General features: G+C 66.5%; 15 protein-coding genes. 2 read left to right on the forward strand and 13 right to left on the reverse strand.

The genetic code is table 11. The features are described from left to right. Positions 1-4 precede the first annotated feature (4 nt). From FOA17_RS18680 to FOA17_RS18720, 9 genes are all read right to left on the reverse strand, one after another. Positions 5-910: a DMT family transporter gene (locus tag FOA17_RS18680; protein ID WP_149143034.1), complete on the reverse strand. Its 906-nt coding sequence runs from the start codon at positions 908-910 to the stop codon at positions 5-7. After that, positions 907-1,788 (reverse strand): LysR family transcriptional regulator, encoded by an 882-nt coding sequence (locus FOA17_RS18685; RefSeq protein ID WP_149143035.1) that lies wholly within the window; start codon positions 1,786-1,788, stop codon positions 907-909. The genes FOA17_RS18680 and FOA17_RS18685 overlap by 4 nt, the downstream gene beginning before the upstream one ends. Before the next feature lie 113 nt (positions 1,789-1,901). Beyond that, positions 1,902-3,497: a phosphoglycerate dehydrogenase gene (serA, locus tag FOA17_RS18690; RefSeq protein ID WP_149143036.1), complete on the reverse strand. Its 1,596-nt coding sequence runs from the start codon at positions 3,495-3,497 to the stop codon at positions 1,902-1,904. 94 nt (positions 3,498-3,591) lie between these two features. Then, positions 3,592-4,749, reverse strand: a complete 1,158-nt coding sequence (locus FOA17_RS18695) for a phosphoserine transaminase (protein WP_149143037.1) — start codon at positions 4,747-4,749, stop codon at positions 3,592-3,594. 123 nt (positions 4,750-4,872) lie between these two features. Further along, positions 4,873-5,163 (reverse strand): hypothetical protein, encoded by a 291-nt coding sequence (locus FOA17_RS18700; protein WP_149143038.1) that lies wholly within the window; start codon positions 5,161-5,163, stop codon positions 4,873-4,875. 4 nt (positions 5,164-5,167) lie between these two features. After that, positions 5,168-5,548 (reverse strand): diacylglycerol kinase, encoded by a 381-nt coding sequence (locus tag FOA17_RS18705; RefSeq protein WP_149143039.1) that lies wholly within the window; start codon positions 5,546-5,548, stop codon positions 5,168-5,170. 1 nt (position 5,549) lies between these two features. Next, positions 5,550-7,196, reverse strand: a complete 1,647-nt coding sequence (locus FOA17_RS18710) for a phosphoethanolamine transferase (protein ID WP_149143040.1) — start codon at positions 7,194-7,196, stop codon at positions 5,550-5,552. Between the two features lie 69 nt (positions 7,197-7,265). After that, positions 7,266-7,805 (reverse strand): cytochrome b/b6 domain-containing protein, encoded by a 540-nt coding sequence (locus tag FOA17_RS18715; protein ID WP_238991889.1) that lies wholly within the window; start codon positions 7,803-7,805, stop codon positions 7,266-7,268. Then, entirely contained in the window at positions 7,798-8,058 is a 261-nt protein-coding gene (locus FOA17_RS18720; protein WP_149143041.1) for a PepSY domain-containing protein, read from the reverse strand. Before FOA17_RS18720 ends, FOA17_RS18715 begins: the two co-directional genes overlap by 8 nt. A gap of 147 nt (positions 8,059-8,205) precedes the next feature. On the opposite strand from FOA17_RS18720, the gene FOA17_RS18725 reads away from it, so the two are divergent. Together FOA17_RS18725 and FOA17_RS18730 are read left to right on the forward strand one after the other, a co-directional pair. After that, positions 8,206-8,859: a response regulator transcription factor gene (locus tag FOA17_RS18725; RefSeq protein ID WP_149143042.1), complete on the forward strand. Its 654-nt coding sequence runs from the start codon at positions 8,206-8,208 to the stop codon at positions 8,857-8,859. After that, entirely contained in the window at positions 8,856-10,106 is a 1,251-nt protein-coding gene (locus tag FOA17_RS18730) for a sensor histidine kinase (protein ID WP_149143043.1), read from the forward strand. The genes FOA17_RS18725 and FOA17_RS18730 overlap by 4 nt, the downstream gene beginning before the upstream one ends. Here the strand turns inward: FOA17_RS18730 and FOA17_RS18735 are convergent. The 4 genes from FOA17_RS18735 to FOA17_RS18750 all read right to left on the reverse strand — a co-directional run bounded on the left by FOA17_RS18735 (position 10,103) and on the right by FOA17_RS18750 (position 16,176). Beyond that, complete coding sequence (locus FOA17_RS18735) at positions 10,103-12,340, reverse strand: PAS-domain containing protein (protein WP_149143044.1); 2,238 nt, start codon at positions 12,338-12,340, stop codon at positions 10,103-10,105. The genes FOA17_RS18730 and FOA17_RS18735 overlap by 4 nt on opposite strands. Further along, positions 12,337-13,506: an FIST N-terminal domain-containing protein gene (locus tag FOA17_RS18740; RefSeq protein WP_149143045.1), complete on the reverse strand. Its 1,170-nt coding sequence runs from the start codon at positions 13,504-13,506 to the stop codon at positions 12,337-12,339. The genes FOA17_RS18735 and FOA17_RS18740 overlap by 4 nt, the downstream gene beginning before the upstream one ends. Positions 13,507-13,519: 13 nt before the next feature. Next, entirely contained in the window at positions 13,520-14,236 is a 717-nt protein-coding gene (locus tag FOA17_RS18745; protein WP_149143046.1) for a response regulator, read from the reverse strand. Positions 14,237-14,409: 173 nt separating this feature from the next. Next, entirely contained in the window at positions 14,410-16,176 is a 1,767-nt protein-coding gene (locus FOA17_RS18750) for a PQQ-dependent methanol/ethanol family dehydrogenase (RefSeq protein ID WP_149143047.1), read from the reverse strand. Positions 16,177-16,220: the final 44 nt, after the last annotated feature.

Below are 16,220 nucleotides of genomic sequence, written 5' to 3' on the forward strand. Positions count from 1 at the left end.
CAGGTCAGTTGCGCATCGCCGCAGGGTGTTCATCCTTCAACAGCAAGAGCAGCGCAGCGATGGTCAGCCCGACGCCCGTCAGCACGGTCAGCGGCGGCAGCGGGCGGCCAAGCACGATTTCCCACAGCAAGACCCAGGAGGGCACCAGATAGGTATAGGCCATGACCTTGGCCGCCGGCAGGCGCAGGGTGGCGAATTGCAGCGCGACAAAGGTCAGCGCGGTCGCCGCGACCGAGACATAGATCAGGCAGATCCAGACAATCGGCGGCAATTGCGCCCAGTCTGTTTCCAGCATCGCCCGGGCGCCATAGATCGCCAGCAGCAGGAACCCGGCGACCATGACACCAAAGCTGAAGGTCACCGCCGGTTCGCCCCGGTTCAGGCGCCGCACCAGCGGCGTATACAGCGCATGTGCTGCGCAGCCCCAGAAATACAGCCATTCGCCATGGCCGATCTCCAGCCGCAGCGCCGCCGACAGGTCGCCGCGAAAGATCACCCAGCCCGCCCCGACGGCTCCGACCGCCAGCGCCAGCGCCATCCGCCCGGTCGTGTGCTGGCGCAGGGTCAGCCAGCCGAACCCCGCCGCCATGACCGGCGTCAGGGTGAATACCGCCGCCGTCGGCACCGCCGCCGCGGTTTTCAACCCCTCGAACATCAGGACGAAATAGATGGCCAGCAGCCCGCCCAGCACCAGATAGCGCCATGGTGCCACCAGCGACTCGCGCCGCAGCTTGCCCTGCGCCACGGCGGCCGCCCCGACCAGCGCGCCCGCCAGGGCAAAGCGCGGCACGGTCAGCGCCGCCGGGTCGATCAGCGGCGCGGCCAGCGCCCCCAGCGAGAACGACCCCGCGACCAGCGCGGAAAAGGCCAGCATCGCCAGATGACCGGCCTGGGCAGGCGAAAGGTTCATGCCGCGCCCCAGCCCGCCGCCGCGCGGCGCAGTTCGGTCAGAAAGCTCTGGACCTTGAGCGTGCGGTGCAAATCGACATGGGTCACGAGCCACAAGGGCGCCTCCCAGTCGCTTTGCGGCGGCATCACCTCGATCAGGTCGGGCTGGCTGGCGGCATGGCGCACCGGCAGAAAGCCGAGGCCAAGCCCCGCATGCACCGCCCGCGCGGTCGAATCCGGTTCGGTCGCGCGAAAGGAAATCGCGCTTTCCGGCACATGGGCGCGCAGCCAGCGGTAAAAAGGCGCCCGGCTTTCCAGATTGTCATTGCCGATGAAGCGGTGGCGCGCGAAATCGTCGGCGCTTTCGGGCAGGCCATGCGCCTCGGCGTAGCTGCGCGCGGCGTAAAGCGCCGAGCGCATGCGGATCAGCGGCTGCACCACATAATCCGGCTCTTGCGGCTGGCTGCCGGCGCGGATCGCCACATGTGCCTCGCCATAATCCAGCCGGAAGACGCGCATGTCGGTCAGGAAACGGATGATGACCTGCGGATGGGCGCGCTGGAAATCGGCAAAGACCGGCGCCAGCAGATCGGCGATGCCGGTGATCGCCGTCACCAGCAATTCGCCCGAGACCACCTCGCCCTGGCCCTTGATGCGGCTGGCCAGCTGCGCGAACTGATCCTCGGTTGACTGGGCCACCGTCAGAAGGTCGCGCCCGGCCTCGGTGGGGGTATAGCCCCGCGCATGACGCTGGAACAGCTTGGCGCCCAGCCGTTTTTCCAGCGCGTCGATATGGCGGATCACCGTCGCATGATGCACGCCAAGCGCATCTGCCGCCCCCGATACGGTGCCCAGCCGGGCCACCTGAAAGGCGGTGCGGATCTCGTCCCAATTGTCCATCGCGGCCCCCGTTCTGCCGCGCCAGATTATCCGCGCCACCTGCGGCGTCCAGCACAAACGCGAAGGGCCGGGGAATGTCTCCCCCGGCCCTCTGACGTCTCTGTGCGGCGGGTTCAGGCCACTTCGAATTGCAGCGGCTTGACCTGCTGGAACATGCCGGTCGCCTCCAGCGTGTCCACCACTTTCGGGTCGATCGCCTGATCCAGATACAGCAGCGCGATCGCATCCTGCCCCACGCCCGACCGGCCAAGGGTGAAGTTGGCGATGTTCACGCCGTTCTTGCCCATGGTCATGCCCAGAAGGCCGATGATGCCCGGCACGTCCTCGTTGGTGGTATAGAGCATATGGGCGCCGACCTCGGCGTCGATATTGATGCCCTTGATCTGGATGAAGCGCGGCTTGCCATCGGCAAAGCAGGTGCCCGCGACCGAGCGTTCGCGCTTGTCGGTGACCATGGTCACCTTGACATAGGCGTCGAACACCCCGGTCTTGTCCTGCCGCGTGGTGGAGATCTGGATGCCCTTGTCCTTGGCCACGATCGGGGCCGACACCAGGTTCACATCCGGGTTCTGCGCCTTCAGCACGCCCGCGATGACCGCCTGGTTGAGCGCGGCGGTATTCATCTCGGCCACGCGACCGTCATACAGGATGTTGATCGCACGGATCGGCTCGTCGGTCATCTGGCCGATGAAGGCGCCCAGATGCGAGGCAAGCTTGATCCACGGCCCCATGATCGCGGCCTGTTCGGCGGTGACATTGGGCATGTTCAGCGCGTTCTGCACCGCGCCGGTCAGCAGGTAATCCGACATCTGTTCGGCCACTTGCAGCGCCACGTTTTCCTGCGCCTCGGTGGTGGAGGCGCCCAGATGCGGCGTCACCACGACATTGGGGTGGTTGAACAGCACGTTCTCGGTCGCCGGCTCCACCTCGAACACGTCAAGCGCCGCGCCCGCGACATGGCCGCTGTCCAGCGCATCCTTCAGCGCCGCCTCATCGACCAGACCGCCCCGGGCGCAGTTGATGATGCGCACGCCCTTTTTCGTCTTGGCGAGGTTCTCGCGCGACAGGATGTTGCGGGTCTTGTCGGTCAGCGGCACATGCAGGGTGATGAAATCGGCCTTGGCCAGCAGCTCGTCCAGCTCCACCTTGTGCACGCCCAGCGTTTTCGCGCGTTCTTCCGACAGGAAGGGGTCATAGGCGATGACCTTCATCTTGAGACCGACGGCGCGGTCGCAGACGATGCCGCCGATATTGCCGGCCCCGATCACGCCGAGCGTCTTGTTGAACAGCTCGACCCCCATGAATTTCGACTTTTCCCATTTGCCGGCATGGGTGGAGGCCGATGCCTCGGGCAGTTGCCGGGCCACGGCGAACATCATGGCGATGGCATGTTCGGCCGTGGTGATCGAGTTGCCGAAGGGCGTGTTCATCACGATCACGCCTTTCTTGGACGCGGCCGGGATATCGACGTTATCGACACCGATACCGGCGCGGCCCACGACCTTGAGATTCGTGGCGCTTTCCAGCAGTTTTTCGGTGACCTTGGTGGCCGAACGGATGGCAAGGCCGTCATACTGCCCGATGATTTCGGCCAGCTTTTCCTTGTCCTTGCCGAGCTTCGGCATGTAATCGACCTCGACGCCGCGATCGCGGAAGATCTGGACGGCGGTTTCGGAAAGTTCGTCGGAAACGAGAACGCGGGGAGCCATATCGCTATCCTTTGCGAATATCTGTTCACATTGATGCGCGGGGCGCATCCGGGGGATGGGGAAAGGGGGGGGCGCATCCGCGCCCCCGAAAGGATCAGGCCGCTTCGGTCAGCGCCGCGATCTCGGCCGCGAAGGCGTATTCGATCCAGGGCATCAGCGCGGTCACATCGGCGGTTTCCACCGTGGCGCCACACCAGATGCGCAGGCCGGGGGGCGCGTCGCGATAGGCGCCGGCATCCAGCGCCACGCCGGCCTTTTCCAGCCGTTTCGCCACATTCTTGGCAAAGGTCGCGCCGTCCGCGATGCGCGGATCGGTGAACTTCAGGCAGACCGAAGTGCAGGAGGCCGTGGCCGGATCGACCGCCAGATTGGCGATCCAGTCCTTGCCGGCGATGAAATCGGCAATCGCCTTGGCATTGCCTTCGCTGCGCGCGATCAGCCCTTTCAGCCCGCCCAGGGATTTCGCCCATTTCAGCGCGACCAGATAATCCTCGACGCAAAGCATCGACGGGGTGTTGATCGTTTCGCCGACGAAGATGCCCTCGATCAGCTTGCCCTTGGAGGTCAGGCGGAAAATCTTGGGCAGCGGCCAGGCCGGGGTATAGCTTTCCAGCCGTTCCACCGCGCGCGGCGACAGGATCAGCACGCCATGGCCGCCCTCGCCGCCCAGCACCTTCTGCCAGGAGAAGGTGGTAACATCGAGCTTGTCCCAGGGCAGGTCCATCGCGAAGGCGGCGCTGGTGGCGTCGCAGATGGTCAGGCCGGCGCGGTTCGCCGGGATCGCGTCGCCATTCGGCACGCGCACGCCCGAGGTGGTGCCGTTCCAGGTGAACACCACGTCGCGGTCAAAATCGACGGTGGCGAAATCGACGATCTCGCCATAGCCGGCCTTCTGCACCTTGGCATCCAGCTTGAGCTGTTTCACGACATCGGTGACCCAGCCTTCACCGAAGGATTCCCAGGCCAGCATTTCGACCGGGCGCGCGCCCAGCAGGCTCCACAGCGCCATTTCCACGGCGCCGGTGTCAGAGGCGGGCACGATGCCGATGCGGTAATCGGCGGGCACGCCCAGAATGTCACGGGTGAGGTCGATGGCCTCTTTCAGCTTCGCCTTGCCAACGGCGGCACGGTGCGAGCGGCCCAGCGGCGCGTCAGCAAGCATGTCGAGGGTGAAGCCGGGAAGTTTGGCGCAGGGGCCAGACGAAAAACGCGGATTTGCCGGGCGCGCAGCCGGGGCGATCAGATCAGCCATGGTATCCTTCCAGATATAAGCCTCTCGTTGGGGAGAGGTGTCCCGCTGCCGGGATTACGCGAAGGAAATCGGCTTGGCAAGCGGATTTATGTCGCTTGCGAAATATGACGTGCCGCTTTTGAATTACGGTTTGCGATCCGGCCCCCCGGGGCCGGCGCGCCAGCGGGTGACCAGTTCAACCTCCAGCAGCTTGAAGGCCAGATAGAGCGCAAGGATCAACAGCCCGCGCAGCCCCAGCATCAGCGCCTGAATCAGCCCGCCATCCAGCAGCGCCATGCCGCCATGGCGCTGCACCAGATCGACATTCGCCATGGTCAGCCGGATCACGTCAAAGGACAGCCAGGCCCCGGCCCCGCCGACCAGCCCCATCACCAGAAAAAGCACCCAGGCGGGGTAACGCGCCAGCCCGCGCATCTGCTCAGCCCGGCCAGATCATCGCGGTGGCGAATTGCACCCCCGCGATGAGGGCAGTCAGCCCGACGGCGAGCGAGCCCAGATCCTTGGCGTTTTTCGCCATTTCCGACCAGCCCGGGGAAAGGTGATCGACGATCTCCTCCAGCGCGGTGTTCAGCGCCTCTACCGCCAGCAGGGCCAGCACCAGCATGGCAAAACCCGCGACCTGCCCGGCCGAGGCGCCGCGCAGCAGCAGCGCGGCCAGCCCCAGCCCGCCCCACAGGCATTCATGCCGCGCGGCGGATTCGCGCAAAAGCCGCCGCAGCCCCTGCAAGGAATAGCCGGTCGCATCGACCAGATGCAGCAAACCGCTGCGCGGCGGCACCACCTTGGGCGGTTCGGACATGTTACATCGCCTCTGTCTTGCGGCAGGACGCGACGAGATCGAGGTCATCGCTGCGCACGCCGGTCTGGATATCCATCAGACCTAGCACGCTGTGGAACAGGTTGTCATGGCTGACGGCATCCGCACCCTTGGCGGCAAGACAGGCCTTGTCGATGCCCATGGCGCCGGCAAAACGTTCCGACAGCCACAGCACGAAGGGCACACGGGTCTGCACCTCGGGCGCCATGAAGGCGGGCGCGGCATGCAGATAGAGACCACCCTCGCCCAGCGATTCGCCGTGATCCGACATGAACAGCACCGCCGGCAGAACATTGGGCGCGGCCTCGGCCATGTCGATCGCATGGGCGACCACGCGGTCGGTTTGCAGGATCGAATTGTCATAGGCGTTCACGATTTCCTCGGGCGTGCAGTCCGAGAATTGCGCGGTCCGGCAATCGGGGGTGAATACGGCCGCGGCCTTGGGATAGCGCAGGTAATAGGCCGGGCCATGGCTGCCGATCATGTGCAGGACCAGAACGGTGTCTTCGGTCATGCCCTTGATGGTGGTGTCGATCACCTTGAAAAAGGCATCATCGGTGCATTCGCCCTCGGCGCAGGAGGCGGGGTCGAATTTCGCATCCACCCGCTGCCATCCGGTGCGCGCGGCAACTTGCTGATCGCCGGTATTGTTGTCCCACCAATCGGCCTTGACGCCGGCATGGGCCAGCACATCCAGCAGGTTTTCCGACCCCAGATATTTCGGGCGCGAATAGTCGTCGCGCGCGAAGGGCGAGAACATGCAGGGCACCGAGACGGCAGTCGAGGTGCCGCAGGAACTGGCCTGGGAAAAGTTGATGACATCGCGCTTGCGCAATTCCGGCGTGGTATCGCGGGCATAGTCGTTCAGGCCGAAATTCTGCGCCCGCGCGGTTTCGCCCACGAACAGGATCAGCAGGGCGGGCTTGTCGGCGGCAGACAGATGCGGGCCCTTTTTCGCATCGGTGCCCAGCGGTTTCGCGGCAACCTGTGCGCCGCGCATCTGATCCTTGCCGTATTTGAACAGTGCCGCGATGGTCGCACCGGGTTGATAGGCGCCCATCATCTCCTTGTGTTCGCGGATCACGGCAGAGTAGGCCTTGAAATCGGTCATCAGGAAGGCGACGGTCAGCGCGAACCCTGCGACGATAGAGGTCGGCCAGCGCCAGACAAGATGCCGCAGCGGCGGCCATTTCACACGCGGCCAGAACAGCAGCACCGCTGGCAGCACCCCGGTCAGCGCCATGTGGCGCAGGTAATCGGCGGTGATCAGGTGCTTTGATTCCGTGACCGTGGTTTCCATGATGTTGCGGATCATGTCGCGGTCGATCAGCACGCCCAGCGTTTTCTGGTAATAGGCCGCCCCGGCGGCGACCAGGATCAGCACGGCCAGAAACGGCCGGTGCAGCCAGGGCAGCGACACCAGACTGAGCGTGAAGAACGTCACGCTCCAGACCGCGAGGCCGATGCCGATGACATCCAGCGGCGCACCTTTGAACAGGGTGCTGGCGGCGGCCCAGAAACCGCCATTGCTCACGACCATCAGATAGGTCGCGACCACGAGATTGAGCGCGAGCGGGGTGGTTTGCGGCCGGCGCCACAGCGCACTGTCCCGCGAAAGGATCGTAGTCATTCCATAGCCTGCAAGAGTGAGGAACGGGGCCGGCAGTTCCCTGCCAACCCCAGGCCCGCAAGGGGCGCTTCAATGGCCGCGCTTGTGGCCGTCAATCATCGCCGTCACGAGGTTCTCGCGGTGGCGCCAGCTTTCCACGATCACGCCCGCGACATGCACCGCCGCCAGCACAAGGATCATCGTCGCCGCCATCTCATGCACCTCCTCCAGCCATTCCGCGCCCCAGAAGGCATCGGTGGTCTGAAGCCAGCCGGTCAGCGCGGTGGCGCCCACCGCCAGGATCAGCGCGACGATCATCGCCCCGCCCGCCGGGTTGTGGCCCAGAAAGCGCGGCTCGCGTCCGGCAAGCAGCGCGGCCAGATAGGCCAGCACCTTGCGCGGGCCCCTGACAAAGTCGCTGAACCGCGCGTGGCGCGGGCCGACAAAGCCCCACAGGATGCGCATCACGATCAGCGCCGCCACGCCATAGCCCGAGGCCTGATGCAGCGTCTTGGGGCCGTCTTCGGTCAGCCAGCACACCGCGATCAGCGTCAGCAACAGCCAGTGGAACCCGCGCACGAACGGATCCCAGACCTTGACCATGCCGGGGGCCGTGGCGCGATCACTCATCGCTGCCGACGATTTCAAAGCTGGCCGGGTCGATGAAGACCTCGACCTTCTTGCCGTCCTGATCCTTGCCATAGACCTCAAAGCAGCCATCCTCGGTCTTGATGTTGCTGATGGTCCAGCCCTTGCCTTCCAGATCGGCGCGCAGGTCGGCTTCGGGGCGCCACTGGTCTTGCGGCACGTTGCAGCGCTCTTCCGCCAGGGCGGGCACGGCGGCGGCCAGGGTGACGAGGCCGGCGATCAGGAACTTGCGCATCAGTTTCTCCTATATGCTCGATGCTTGATGGCGACCTGATCGCAGCCCAACCTTGCGGCCGGCTTACGGTTTTGGAGGGGCACAAGTTTTTTCCAGCCGCGGGGAAACGGCTCGCCTTGGCGCGGCGGCGGCGCTATCTCTGGGGGCATGAGATTGCTGCTTGTCGAAGATACGCTTGATCTGGCCGAGGCCGTCGCGGGGTTCCTGCGCGGCGAGGGGCATGCGGTGGATCACGCGCCCGACCTTGCCACCGCCGATGCGGCCTGGGCCGTGGCAGATTACGCCTGTGTCATTCTGGATCTTGGCCTGCCGGGCGGGTCGGGGCTGGAACTGCTGCGCGCCCGTCGCGCGGCGGGGGACAGGACGCCGGTCCTGATCGCGACCGCGCGCGACCAGATCAGCGACCGCATCGCCGGGCTGGATGCCGGGGCGGATGACTATGTGGTCAAGCCCTTCGATCTTCAGGAACTGGCCGCGCGCATCCGCGCCCATGCCCGGCGCGGGCAGGGCCAGCCGGCAAACCGTATTGCGCTGGCCGGGCTGGAGATCGACCGCGCTGCCGCGAAGGTCTGGCGCGACGGGGCCGAGCTGCGCCTGACCTCGCGCGAATGGTCGGTGCTGGATGCCTTGCTGGGCCAGCGCGGCCGCATCATGTCGCGCCCCGCGCTGGAGGAAACACTTTATGCCTTTGACGACACGATCGAAGGCAACGCGGTGGAGGTCTATATCTCGCGCCTGCGGCAAAAGCTGGGGCCGGGGGTGATCGAGACGCGGCGCGGTCTGGGATATCTGGTGCCATGAGCCGGGGCTGGTCTCTGGCCGGGCGGCTGTCGCGCCACATCCTGCCGCTGGTGGCGCTGGGCTGGGTTGCGACCATCGGGCTGGTGGTCTGGGCGCTGGACCATGAAATCGGCGAGCTGATGGACGAAGAGATGGAGACGGTGGTGCAGACCACCATCCTGCTGCTCGATTCCGCCGAACATGGCCACGGGCGCGACCCGATCCCGCGCGAGCTGGGTCTGACGCCCGACAGCGACGAACAGGTGCTGCGCGTCACCGCCGCCGATCTGCCGGTCTCTCCGGCGCCCTGGGGCGTGCTGAAGCGCGATGGTTTCAGCAATGCGCAGGGTTGGCGCGTGCTGCGCCGGCAGGCCGATGGCGCGACGATCGAGATGGGGCATTCCCTGGCCTGGCGGCGCGAGGAGGTGCTAGAAAGCACCAATGTCCTCGTGGTGCCCATGCTGCCGCTGCTGGCGCTGGTATTATGGGCCACGCGGCGCACCATGCGGCGGTCGATGTCGCCGGTCGGGCGCTTTGCCTCCGAGGTGACAGGGCGGCGGCCCGACGACCTGTCGCCGCTGGAAACCGGCGGCCTGCCCGATGAGCTGCGCCCGCTGGCGCTGTCATTCAACGATTTCCTGCACCGGATCGACGCGCTGCGGCAGGCCGAGCGGCACTTTGTCGCCAATGCCGCGCATGAATTGCGCACGCCGCTGGCCACGCTGCGCGCCCGGCTGGAAACCGGCGGGCCGGATGTGGCGGCGCAGGACATCGCCACGCTGGATGCGCTGACCCGCCGGGTGGAGCGCCTGCTGCAACTGTCGCGCGCCGAGGCCGGGCTGGGGCGCGAGGCCGGCGAGGCCGATCTGGTCCGCATCCTGCGGCTGGTGCTGGAGGAGGAGGCCCGCCACAGCCCCGGGCCGATCCGGCTGGATGACGGCGATGTGGAACGTCTGCCGCTGCGGGTCGATCCCGATGCGCTGGCGATCCTTTTGCGCAACCTGATCGAGAATGCGGTGCAGCATGGCATCGGCGATGTGCGGCTGCGGCTTTACCCCGAGGGGCGGCTGACCCTGTCGAACGCCGCCGCCCCCGCCGCGGCCTTTCGCATGGCCCCCTTTGACAAGCGCGACGGCTCGCCCGGCACCGGGTTGGGTCTGGCCATCGTGCAGGCCCTGGCCGAGGATCTGGGTCTGACGCCGGAATGGCGCATCGCCGAGGGCCGCGCCAGCGTCACGCTGGATTTCGCGCCGCTGCGTCAGGGCTAGGGCCGGGCGAACAGCACATCCGACAGGGCGTCGGGCAGGATGGGCTTGGGCAGGATCGGCACCCCCATCCGGGCCGCGCGCTGGCGCATTTCCTCGCTGCGATTGGCGGTGACCAGCCGCGCGGGCACCGCATCGCCCAGCCGGTCGCGCAGCGCCGCCAGACAATCCAGCCCGTCCATCCCGTCGCCCAGCTGATAGTCGATCAGGCAGATGTCGGGTTCGACCCCGGTCGCGTCGATCAGCTCCAGCGCCTCTTCGCCCGAGGCGACATCCAGCACCGTGACACCCCATTGTTCCAGCAGTTGCACCATGGCGCCCGACAGTTCCGCGTCGTTCTCCACCAGCAGCACCAGCCGGTCCGAGGCCTCGGGGTCGCGTTCGGCGCCGGGGCGGGCGGGGCTTTCGGGCAGGGGCTGCGCCGGCCCGGTCGCCGGCGGCAGATCGACGGCAAAGCATGACCCCCGCCCCGGCGCCGAGCGCAGGTCCAGCGGGTGCTGCAACAGCGCCGCCGCACGTTCCACGATGGCAAGGCCCAGCCCCATCCCTTCGGCGGCCGAGGCATGGGCATTCACCCGATGAAATTCGCGAAAGATCAGCGCCTGATCGTCGGGCGCGATGCCGGGGCCGGAATCGCGCACCTCAAGCCGCCACAGCCCGCCGCGCCGCCGCGCCGCCACCAGCACCGTGCCGCGCGCGGTATAGCGCAGGGCGTTGGAGATCAGGTTTTGCAGGATACGCCGCAGATAGCTGCGATCCGAGACCACCACCGCCTCGGTCGGGCGGATCACCAGCCGCAGCCCCTTCTTCGCGGCCATCGGGGTAAATTCGTCGGCCAGTTGCCGAAACAACGGGCCAAGCGCCACGCTGCCCGGCTCCACCGCCGCGCGGCCCGATTCCAGCCGCGAGATATCCAGCAGCGCGCCCAGAATTCCCTCGACCGACCCAAGCGCGTTCTGCGCCTTTTCCAGCGTCTTGCGGGCCGGCGCCGACAGCGCGTCATCGCTGAGCGAGGCCAGAAACAGCTTGGCCGCCGACAGGGGTTGCAAGAGGTCGTGACTGGCCGCCGCCACGAACCGCGCACGCGAGGCATTGGCGCGTTCGGCCAGCGCCAGCGCATCCTCCAGCTCCAGCGTGCGTTCGGCCACGCGGGCCTCCAGCGTTTCGTTGGTCTTGCTCAGTGCGGCCAGCGCGCTGCGTTCCGAGGTGACATCCGACAGCGACATGACAAAGCCGCCATCGGGCAGGCTTTGCGCGAAGATCTCGTAGATCTGCCCGCCCTCGCGCGTGACCTCCATCTGGAACGGATGCCGCCTGCGGTGGCGCTGCACCCAGTCGGCCAGCCGATAGGGGCCAAGGCCGGAGGGAAAGATGAACTGCCCGCGCACCTGTTCGAACAGGCTGTCGAACTGCATGCCCTGCCGCAGCCGGGTGCGCGGCAGGGTCAGGAATTCGGCCAGCCTTTCATTCCATCCGAGCAGTTGCAGCCGCGCGTCAAAGATGCAGACCCCCAGTTGCAGATGTTCAAGCGTGGCGCGCAGCACCGCCGCCTGATCGTCCAGCATGCGGCCCCGCGCCTCGCGTTCGGCGCGGATCAGGTCGGTCACCTCGGTTTGCAGGATGACGGTGCCGCCATCGCGGGTGCGATGTTCCGAGACCTGCATCCAGCGATCCGGCCCCATGCGCTGCGTCAGGATGAAATGGTGCTGCTCGTGCCGTTGCAGCCGCATCTCGATCCAGTCTTGCGGGGTCATCCCTTCGGGCAGGCCCAGAAAGGCCGAACCGGCGGCGATGCGCAGGTAATCGGTGAAATGCAGGCCCGGCACCAGCCGGTCGCGGATATCTGGCAACAGCGCGTTGAAGCGCGAATTGCACATGACCAGCACATCCTGCGGGTCGAACAGGGCAAAGCCCTCTTGCACCGTCTCGATCGCGGTGGCGAGGTTTTGCCGCGCCGCCTCGGTCTCGCGGCTGGCTTCGGCCAGACGGGCATTCGTGGCGTTCAGCAGATCGAGCGTGCGTTCCAGATCGCGGGTGCGTTCGCGGACCTGATCCTCCAGCATGGCGGCGCGCTGGAATTGCGCATAGGCGGCGCCGCGATCCTCGGTCATCTCCTCGGCATGGCGGATCAGCGCGGCGGCGATGGTCAGCAGTTTCTGGTTTTGCCGCTCGGGCGTGTCCTGCGGATTGATGAGCGACAGCGCGCTGTCGAGGTCGCGTTCGGCCAGCCCGTTCATGCCGCCGCCCCGGGCGGATAGAAGGCAAGGCCGGTCATGGTCTGGTTCACATGCATCGCCCCCACCTGTTCGCCATAGGTGGAAAAGCCGGTCACCCCGTGGCGCGCGAGGATGTCGGAGATCTCGCGTCCGCATTGGCGGCCCTCGGCCTCCAGCCGGCGAAAAAAGCAGTCAAAGCCCAGAATGGCCGCCGGCGCCCCGTCGCGCGACAGGCGGGCCAGTTCCTCGGACAGGTGCCCGGCCATGTCGCGCGATTCCGCCAGCGTCAGGATCAGCCCCTCGGCAATGGCGGAAAAGAAGATCAGCGATCCGTCCGGTTCGGCGCTCTGAATGGCGCGGGCATGGTGACGGCCGCCCACCCGCACCAGCACCGGATGGGTGGCAAAGACAAAGGGTGACAGCAGCTCGGGGCGCAGGCCCAGCAGGCGGGCATATTCCTCGGCGGCGGGTTCGTCATTGATGCGCGCCACAATGCGATGCGCGGGGTCGGCATGGGTCACCACCATGCGCGCCCGCGTCGGTCGCAGATGATCGAGCGAGAAGGGCCGCACCCGCCCCTGCGACCGCAGCAGCGTCAGCACCGCCGCATTGCGCAGCACCTTGCCCTGCGCATGGACCAGCGTCTGCCGGAAGGCGCCGCCATCGCCCGCCGATCCGCCGATCACCGGCACGGGGCCAAGACCGCCCGACAGCGCGGCCATCAGCGCATCTTCCTGCCCCGACAGCCCATCGACCAGCAACACCGCGCATTCATTCGGTTTCTGCGCGGCGCGGTTGCCCAGATTTTGCCGCGTGCGCAGCAGATCGGCGATCACCTGACGCGGATCCAGCTGATCGAGATCCTCGATCACCAGCTGCGCCACTTCGAACCCGGCGGCGGGCAGGGCAAAGGCCACGATCTGCCCGTCATCATAACCCCGCCCCGTCAACTCGCCCGAGGTGGTGCAGCCGCTGACCCGGGCGGGGGCAAAGGCATGCGCCGCGCGGCGGCACAAGGCGGCGCAATCGGCGGCGGGGCTGACGAACAGAAACACCTGCGCAAAGGGGCCGGGGCCAAGCGCGCGCTGCAACTGGGCCAAAGCGTCCGGGGCATCGGCTGGGGCGGTGGCGGTCAGCGGCTGACCGGGGCGCGCCGGACGGGCATCGGGGGGGGCGGCGGCATCCATCCTGCGGCCGGGCCTATCGCCAGCGCCAGGGTTCGGCGACGGCGCCGGTCGAATGCGCCTCGCGCGCCAGCAGCACCGCCTGGGTGCGGCTATAGACCTCCAGCTTGCGCATGATCGCGGTGACATGCGCCTTGACCGTGGTTTCGGCGATCGACAGGTCATAGGCGATCTGCTTGTTCATCTTGCCCGCGCAGATCTGTTCCAGGATGTTGGCCTGCTGGCGCGTCAGCTGGCTCAGCCGGCGGATCGCCTCGTCCTGGGGGGTCATGCCATTGCCCTCGGCCAGGGCGTCACCGCTGCTTTCGGGCAGGAACACCTCGCCCCGGGCGATGGTGGCAAAGGCCGCGCGGAACATCTCGCGCCGCGAATGCTTGGGCACGAACCCCGCCGCGCCGGCCAGGATGGCAGAGCGGATGACCCGCGGTTCGTCATTCGACGACACCACCACCACCGGCAGATCGGGCGCGGTCTGGCGCAGGCGCATCAGCCCTTCTAGCCCGTTCACATCGGGCAGATTGAGATCCAGCACCACCACATCGGGCATCGGGCGGCGCGCCTCGATCCGGGCCAGCGCGGTGGTCAGGCATTCGGCGGTTTCCACCGTCTCGATCCCGGCCACGGCCTGCAAGGTCATGGTCAGCGCGTCGCAGAACAGCGGATGGTCATCGACGATCAGCGCCGTATGAAAGGCTTGGGCAGCAGCGGGGCTGGGGCGTTGCTCGGCGGTCATGCGACAGGCTCCGGGTCGGGCAGGCGGTTTCCGCAAGCCTAACAAGCCGGGCAGCAGCACCATATGCTCCATAAGTCGAAGCCGCAGCGCAGCGAAACCCGCGTACCGATGCCGCGCAGCGAAACGGGCGCCCGGTTTCCCGCGCGCCCGTTCCCCGTGTCAGATCATGCCGGTCAGTTGGCGGCGGCCAGCTGCTTGGGCAGGCGGAAGGTCCAGACCGTCGCGCCCTGGTTCAGGTAGTTGACCTTCTTGGCCACCTCGCCCCCCCAGAGCGGCACCGCCCCGCCCCAGCCCGAGATGACCGAGACATATTGCTCGCCATCCTGTTCCCAGGTGACCGGCTGGCCGACGATGCCCGAGCCGGTCTGGAACGACCACAGCTTTTCGCCCGTCTCGGCGTCGAAGGCCATGAAATCGCCCTCGGGGTTGCCGGTGAAGACCAGCCCGCCGGCGGTGGACATCACGCCACCCCAAAGCGGGGCGTCATTCTTGTATTCCCACTTCACTTCGCCGGTATTGGGGTCGATCGCCTTCAGGCTGCCGATGTAATCCTCGAACAGCGGCTTGATGGTGAAGCCGGCGCCCAGATAGGCCGCGCCCTTCTTGTAGCTGATCGGTTCGTTCCAGATATCCATGCCCCATTCGTTCGAGGGCACATAGAACAGGCCGGTCTTCTGGCTATAGGCCATCGGCATCCAGTTCTTGCCACCCAGGAAGGACGGCACCGCAAAGACCTGCTGGCCCTTGCCGCCTTCGGCCGCCGCATCCGGCGCGCCGGGGCGGTTGTCCTCGTTGTAGATCGGGCGGCCGGTCTCGTCGATGCCGCTGGCCCAGGTGATGTTCTTCACAAAGGGATAGGCGGCGACGAACTTGCCGTCTTCGCGGTTCAGCACATAGAAGAACCCGTTGCGGTCGGCGGTGGCATAGCGCTTGTTGCCGTCCTTGTCGACAAAGCCCACCACCTCGTTCACGCCGTCGAAATCCCAGCCTTCACGCGGGGTGGTCTGGAAATGCCACTTGATCTCGCCGTTTTCCGGGTCGATGCCCACGCGGCTGGCGGCATAGAGGTTGTCGCCGGTATTGCCCTCGACCGGGGTGCCGGCATTGCGCAGATGGCTGTTCCAGGGCGCCGGGTTGCCCGCGCCAAAGACCAGCGTGTTGGTATCGGCGTCGTAAGACCCGCCCAGCCAGGTCGCCCCGCCGCCGGTCTTCCACAGATCGCCCGGCCAGGTCGCGTTCAGCGTCCCGGTCATCGTGCTTTCCTTGCCCATATAGGTGCCCATATGGCCTTCGATCATCGGCCGGGTCCAGACCAGTTCGCCGGTTTCGGCGTTGCGGGCCTGCACTTCGCCGACGATGCCGAATTCACCGCCGGAATTGCCGGTCACCACCAGCCCGTTCACGATCAGCGGCGCGGCGGTATAGCTGTAGCCTTCCTTGTAATCGGCGATCTTCTTGTTCCATTTCACATCGCCGGTCTTGAGGTCGAGCGCGACGATCCGCGCGTCCAGCGTGCCGAAATAGATGTTGTTGCCATAGATGGCGCCACCCCGGTTGATCACGTCGCAGCAGGGCAGGATGCCTTCGGGCAGGCGGGCATCGTATTGCCACAGTTCCTTGCCGGTCTTCAGGTCGATCGCATACATCCGCGAATAGGATCCGGTGATATACATCACCCCGTCATGGATCAGCGGCTGGCTTTCCTGCCCGCGCTGCTTTTCCCCGCCCAGCGAAAAGGCCCAGGCCGGGACCAGGTTCTTGACGTTGTCGCGGTTCAGCGTTTCCAGCGGGCTGAAGCGTTGCAGGCTGCGGCCCATGCCATTGGTCAGCACGTCGCCGGGCGTATCCTGATCGGCCAGCAGATCGGCCTCGGTCACTTCGGCATGGGCGGCACCCATGCATGCAAAGGCCAACACAGTGGCCAGAACGAAACGGTTCATCTTGTTCCTCCTCCCCTTCGGTCCGCGCCCGCCAGGCGACCGGG

It is taken from the genome of Gemmobacter caeruleus (assembly GCF_008271655.1).
Lineage (GTDB): Bacteria > Pseudomonadota > Alphaproteobacteria > Rhodobacterales > Rhodobacteraceae > Gemmobacter > Gemmobacter caeruleus.

What these genes read in the sequence shown, in the direction of transcription:
- FOA17_RS18735 (WP_149143044.1), bottom strand. Translation starts at nt 12,340, where the DNA reads ATGAACGGGCTGGCCGAACGCGACCTCGACAGCGCGCTGTCGCTCATC.
- FOA17_RS18710 (WP_149143040.1), bottom strand. Translation starts at nt 7,196, where the DNA reads ATGACTACGATCCTTTCGCGGGACAGTGCGCTGTGGCGCCGGCCGCAA.
- FOA17_RS18740 (WP_149143045.1), bottom strand. Translation starts at nt 13,506, where the DNA reads ATGGATGCCGCCGCCCCCCCCGATGCCCGTCCGGCGCGCCCCGGTCAG.
- serA (WP_149143036.1), bottom strand. Translation starts at nt 3,497, where the DNA reads ATGGCTCCCCGCGTTCTCGTTTCCGACGAACTTTCCGAAACCGCCGTC.
- FOA17_RS18695 (WP_149143037.1), bottom strand. Translation starts at nt 4,749, where the DNA reads ATGGCTGATCTGATCGCCCCGGCTGCGCGCCCGGCAAATCCGCGTTTT.
- FOA17_RS18720 (WP_149143041.1), bottom strand. Translation starts at nt 8,058, where the DNA reads ATGCGCAAGTTCCTGATCGCCGGCCTCGTCACCCTGGCCGCCGCCGTG.
- FOA17_RS18750 (WP_149143047.1), bottom strand. Translation starts at nt 16,176, where the DNA reads ATGAACCGTTTCGTTCTGGCCACTGTGTTGGCCTTTGCATGCATGGGT.
- FOA17_RS18745 (WP_149143046.1), bottom strand. Translation starts at nt 14,236, where the DNA reads ATGACCGCCGAGCAACGCCCCAGCCCCGCTGCTGCCCAAGCCTTTCAT.
- FOA17_RS18715 (WP_238991889.1), bottom strand. Translation starts at nt 7,805, where the DNA reads ATGAGTGATCGCGCCACGGCCCCCGGCATGGTCAAGGTCTGGGATCCG.
- FOA17_RS18700 (WP_149143038.1), bottom strand. Translation starts at nt 5,163, where the DNA reads ATGCGCGGGCTGGCGCGTTACCCCGCCTGGGTGCTTTTTCTGGTGATG.
- FOA17_RS18730 (WP_149143043.1), top strand. Translation starts at nt 8,856, where the DNA reads ATGAGCCGGGGCTGGTCTCTGGCCGGGCGGCTGTCGCGCCACATCCTG.
- FOA17_RS18725 (WP_149143042.1), top strand. Translation starts at nt 8,206, where the DNA reads ATGAGATTGCTGCTTGTCGAAGATACGCTTGATCTGGCCGAGGCCGTC.
- FOA17_RS18685 (WP_149143035.1), bottom strand. Translation starts at nt 1,788, where the DNA reads ATGGACAATTGGGACGAGATCCGCACCGCCTTTCAGGTGGCCCGGCTG.
- FOA17_RS18680 (WP_149143034.1), bottom strand. Translation starts at nt 910, where the DNA reads ATGAACCTTTCGCCTGCCCAGGCCGGTCATCTGGCGATGCTGGCCTTT.
- FOA17_RS18705 (WP_149143039.1), bottom strand. Translation starts at nt 5,548, where the DNA reads ATGTCCGAACCGCCCAAGGTGGTGCCGCCGCGCAGCGGTTTGCTGCAT.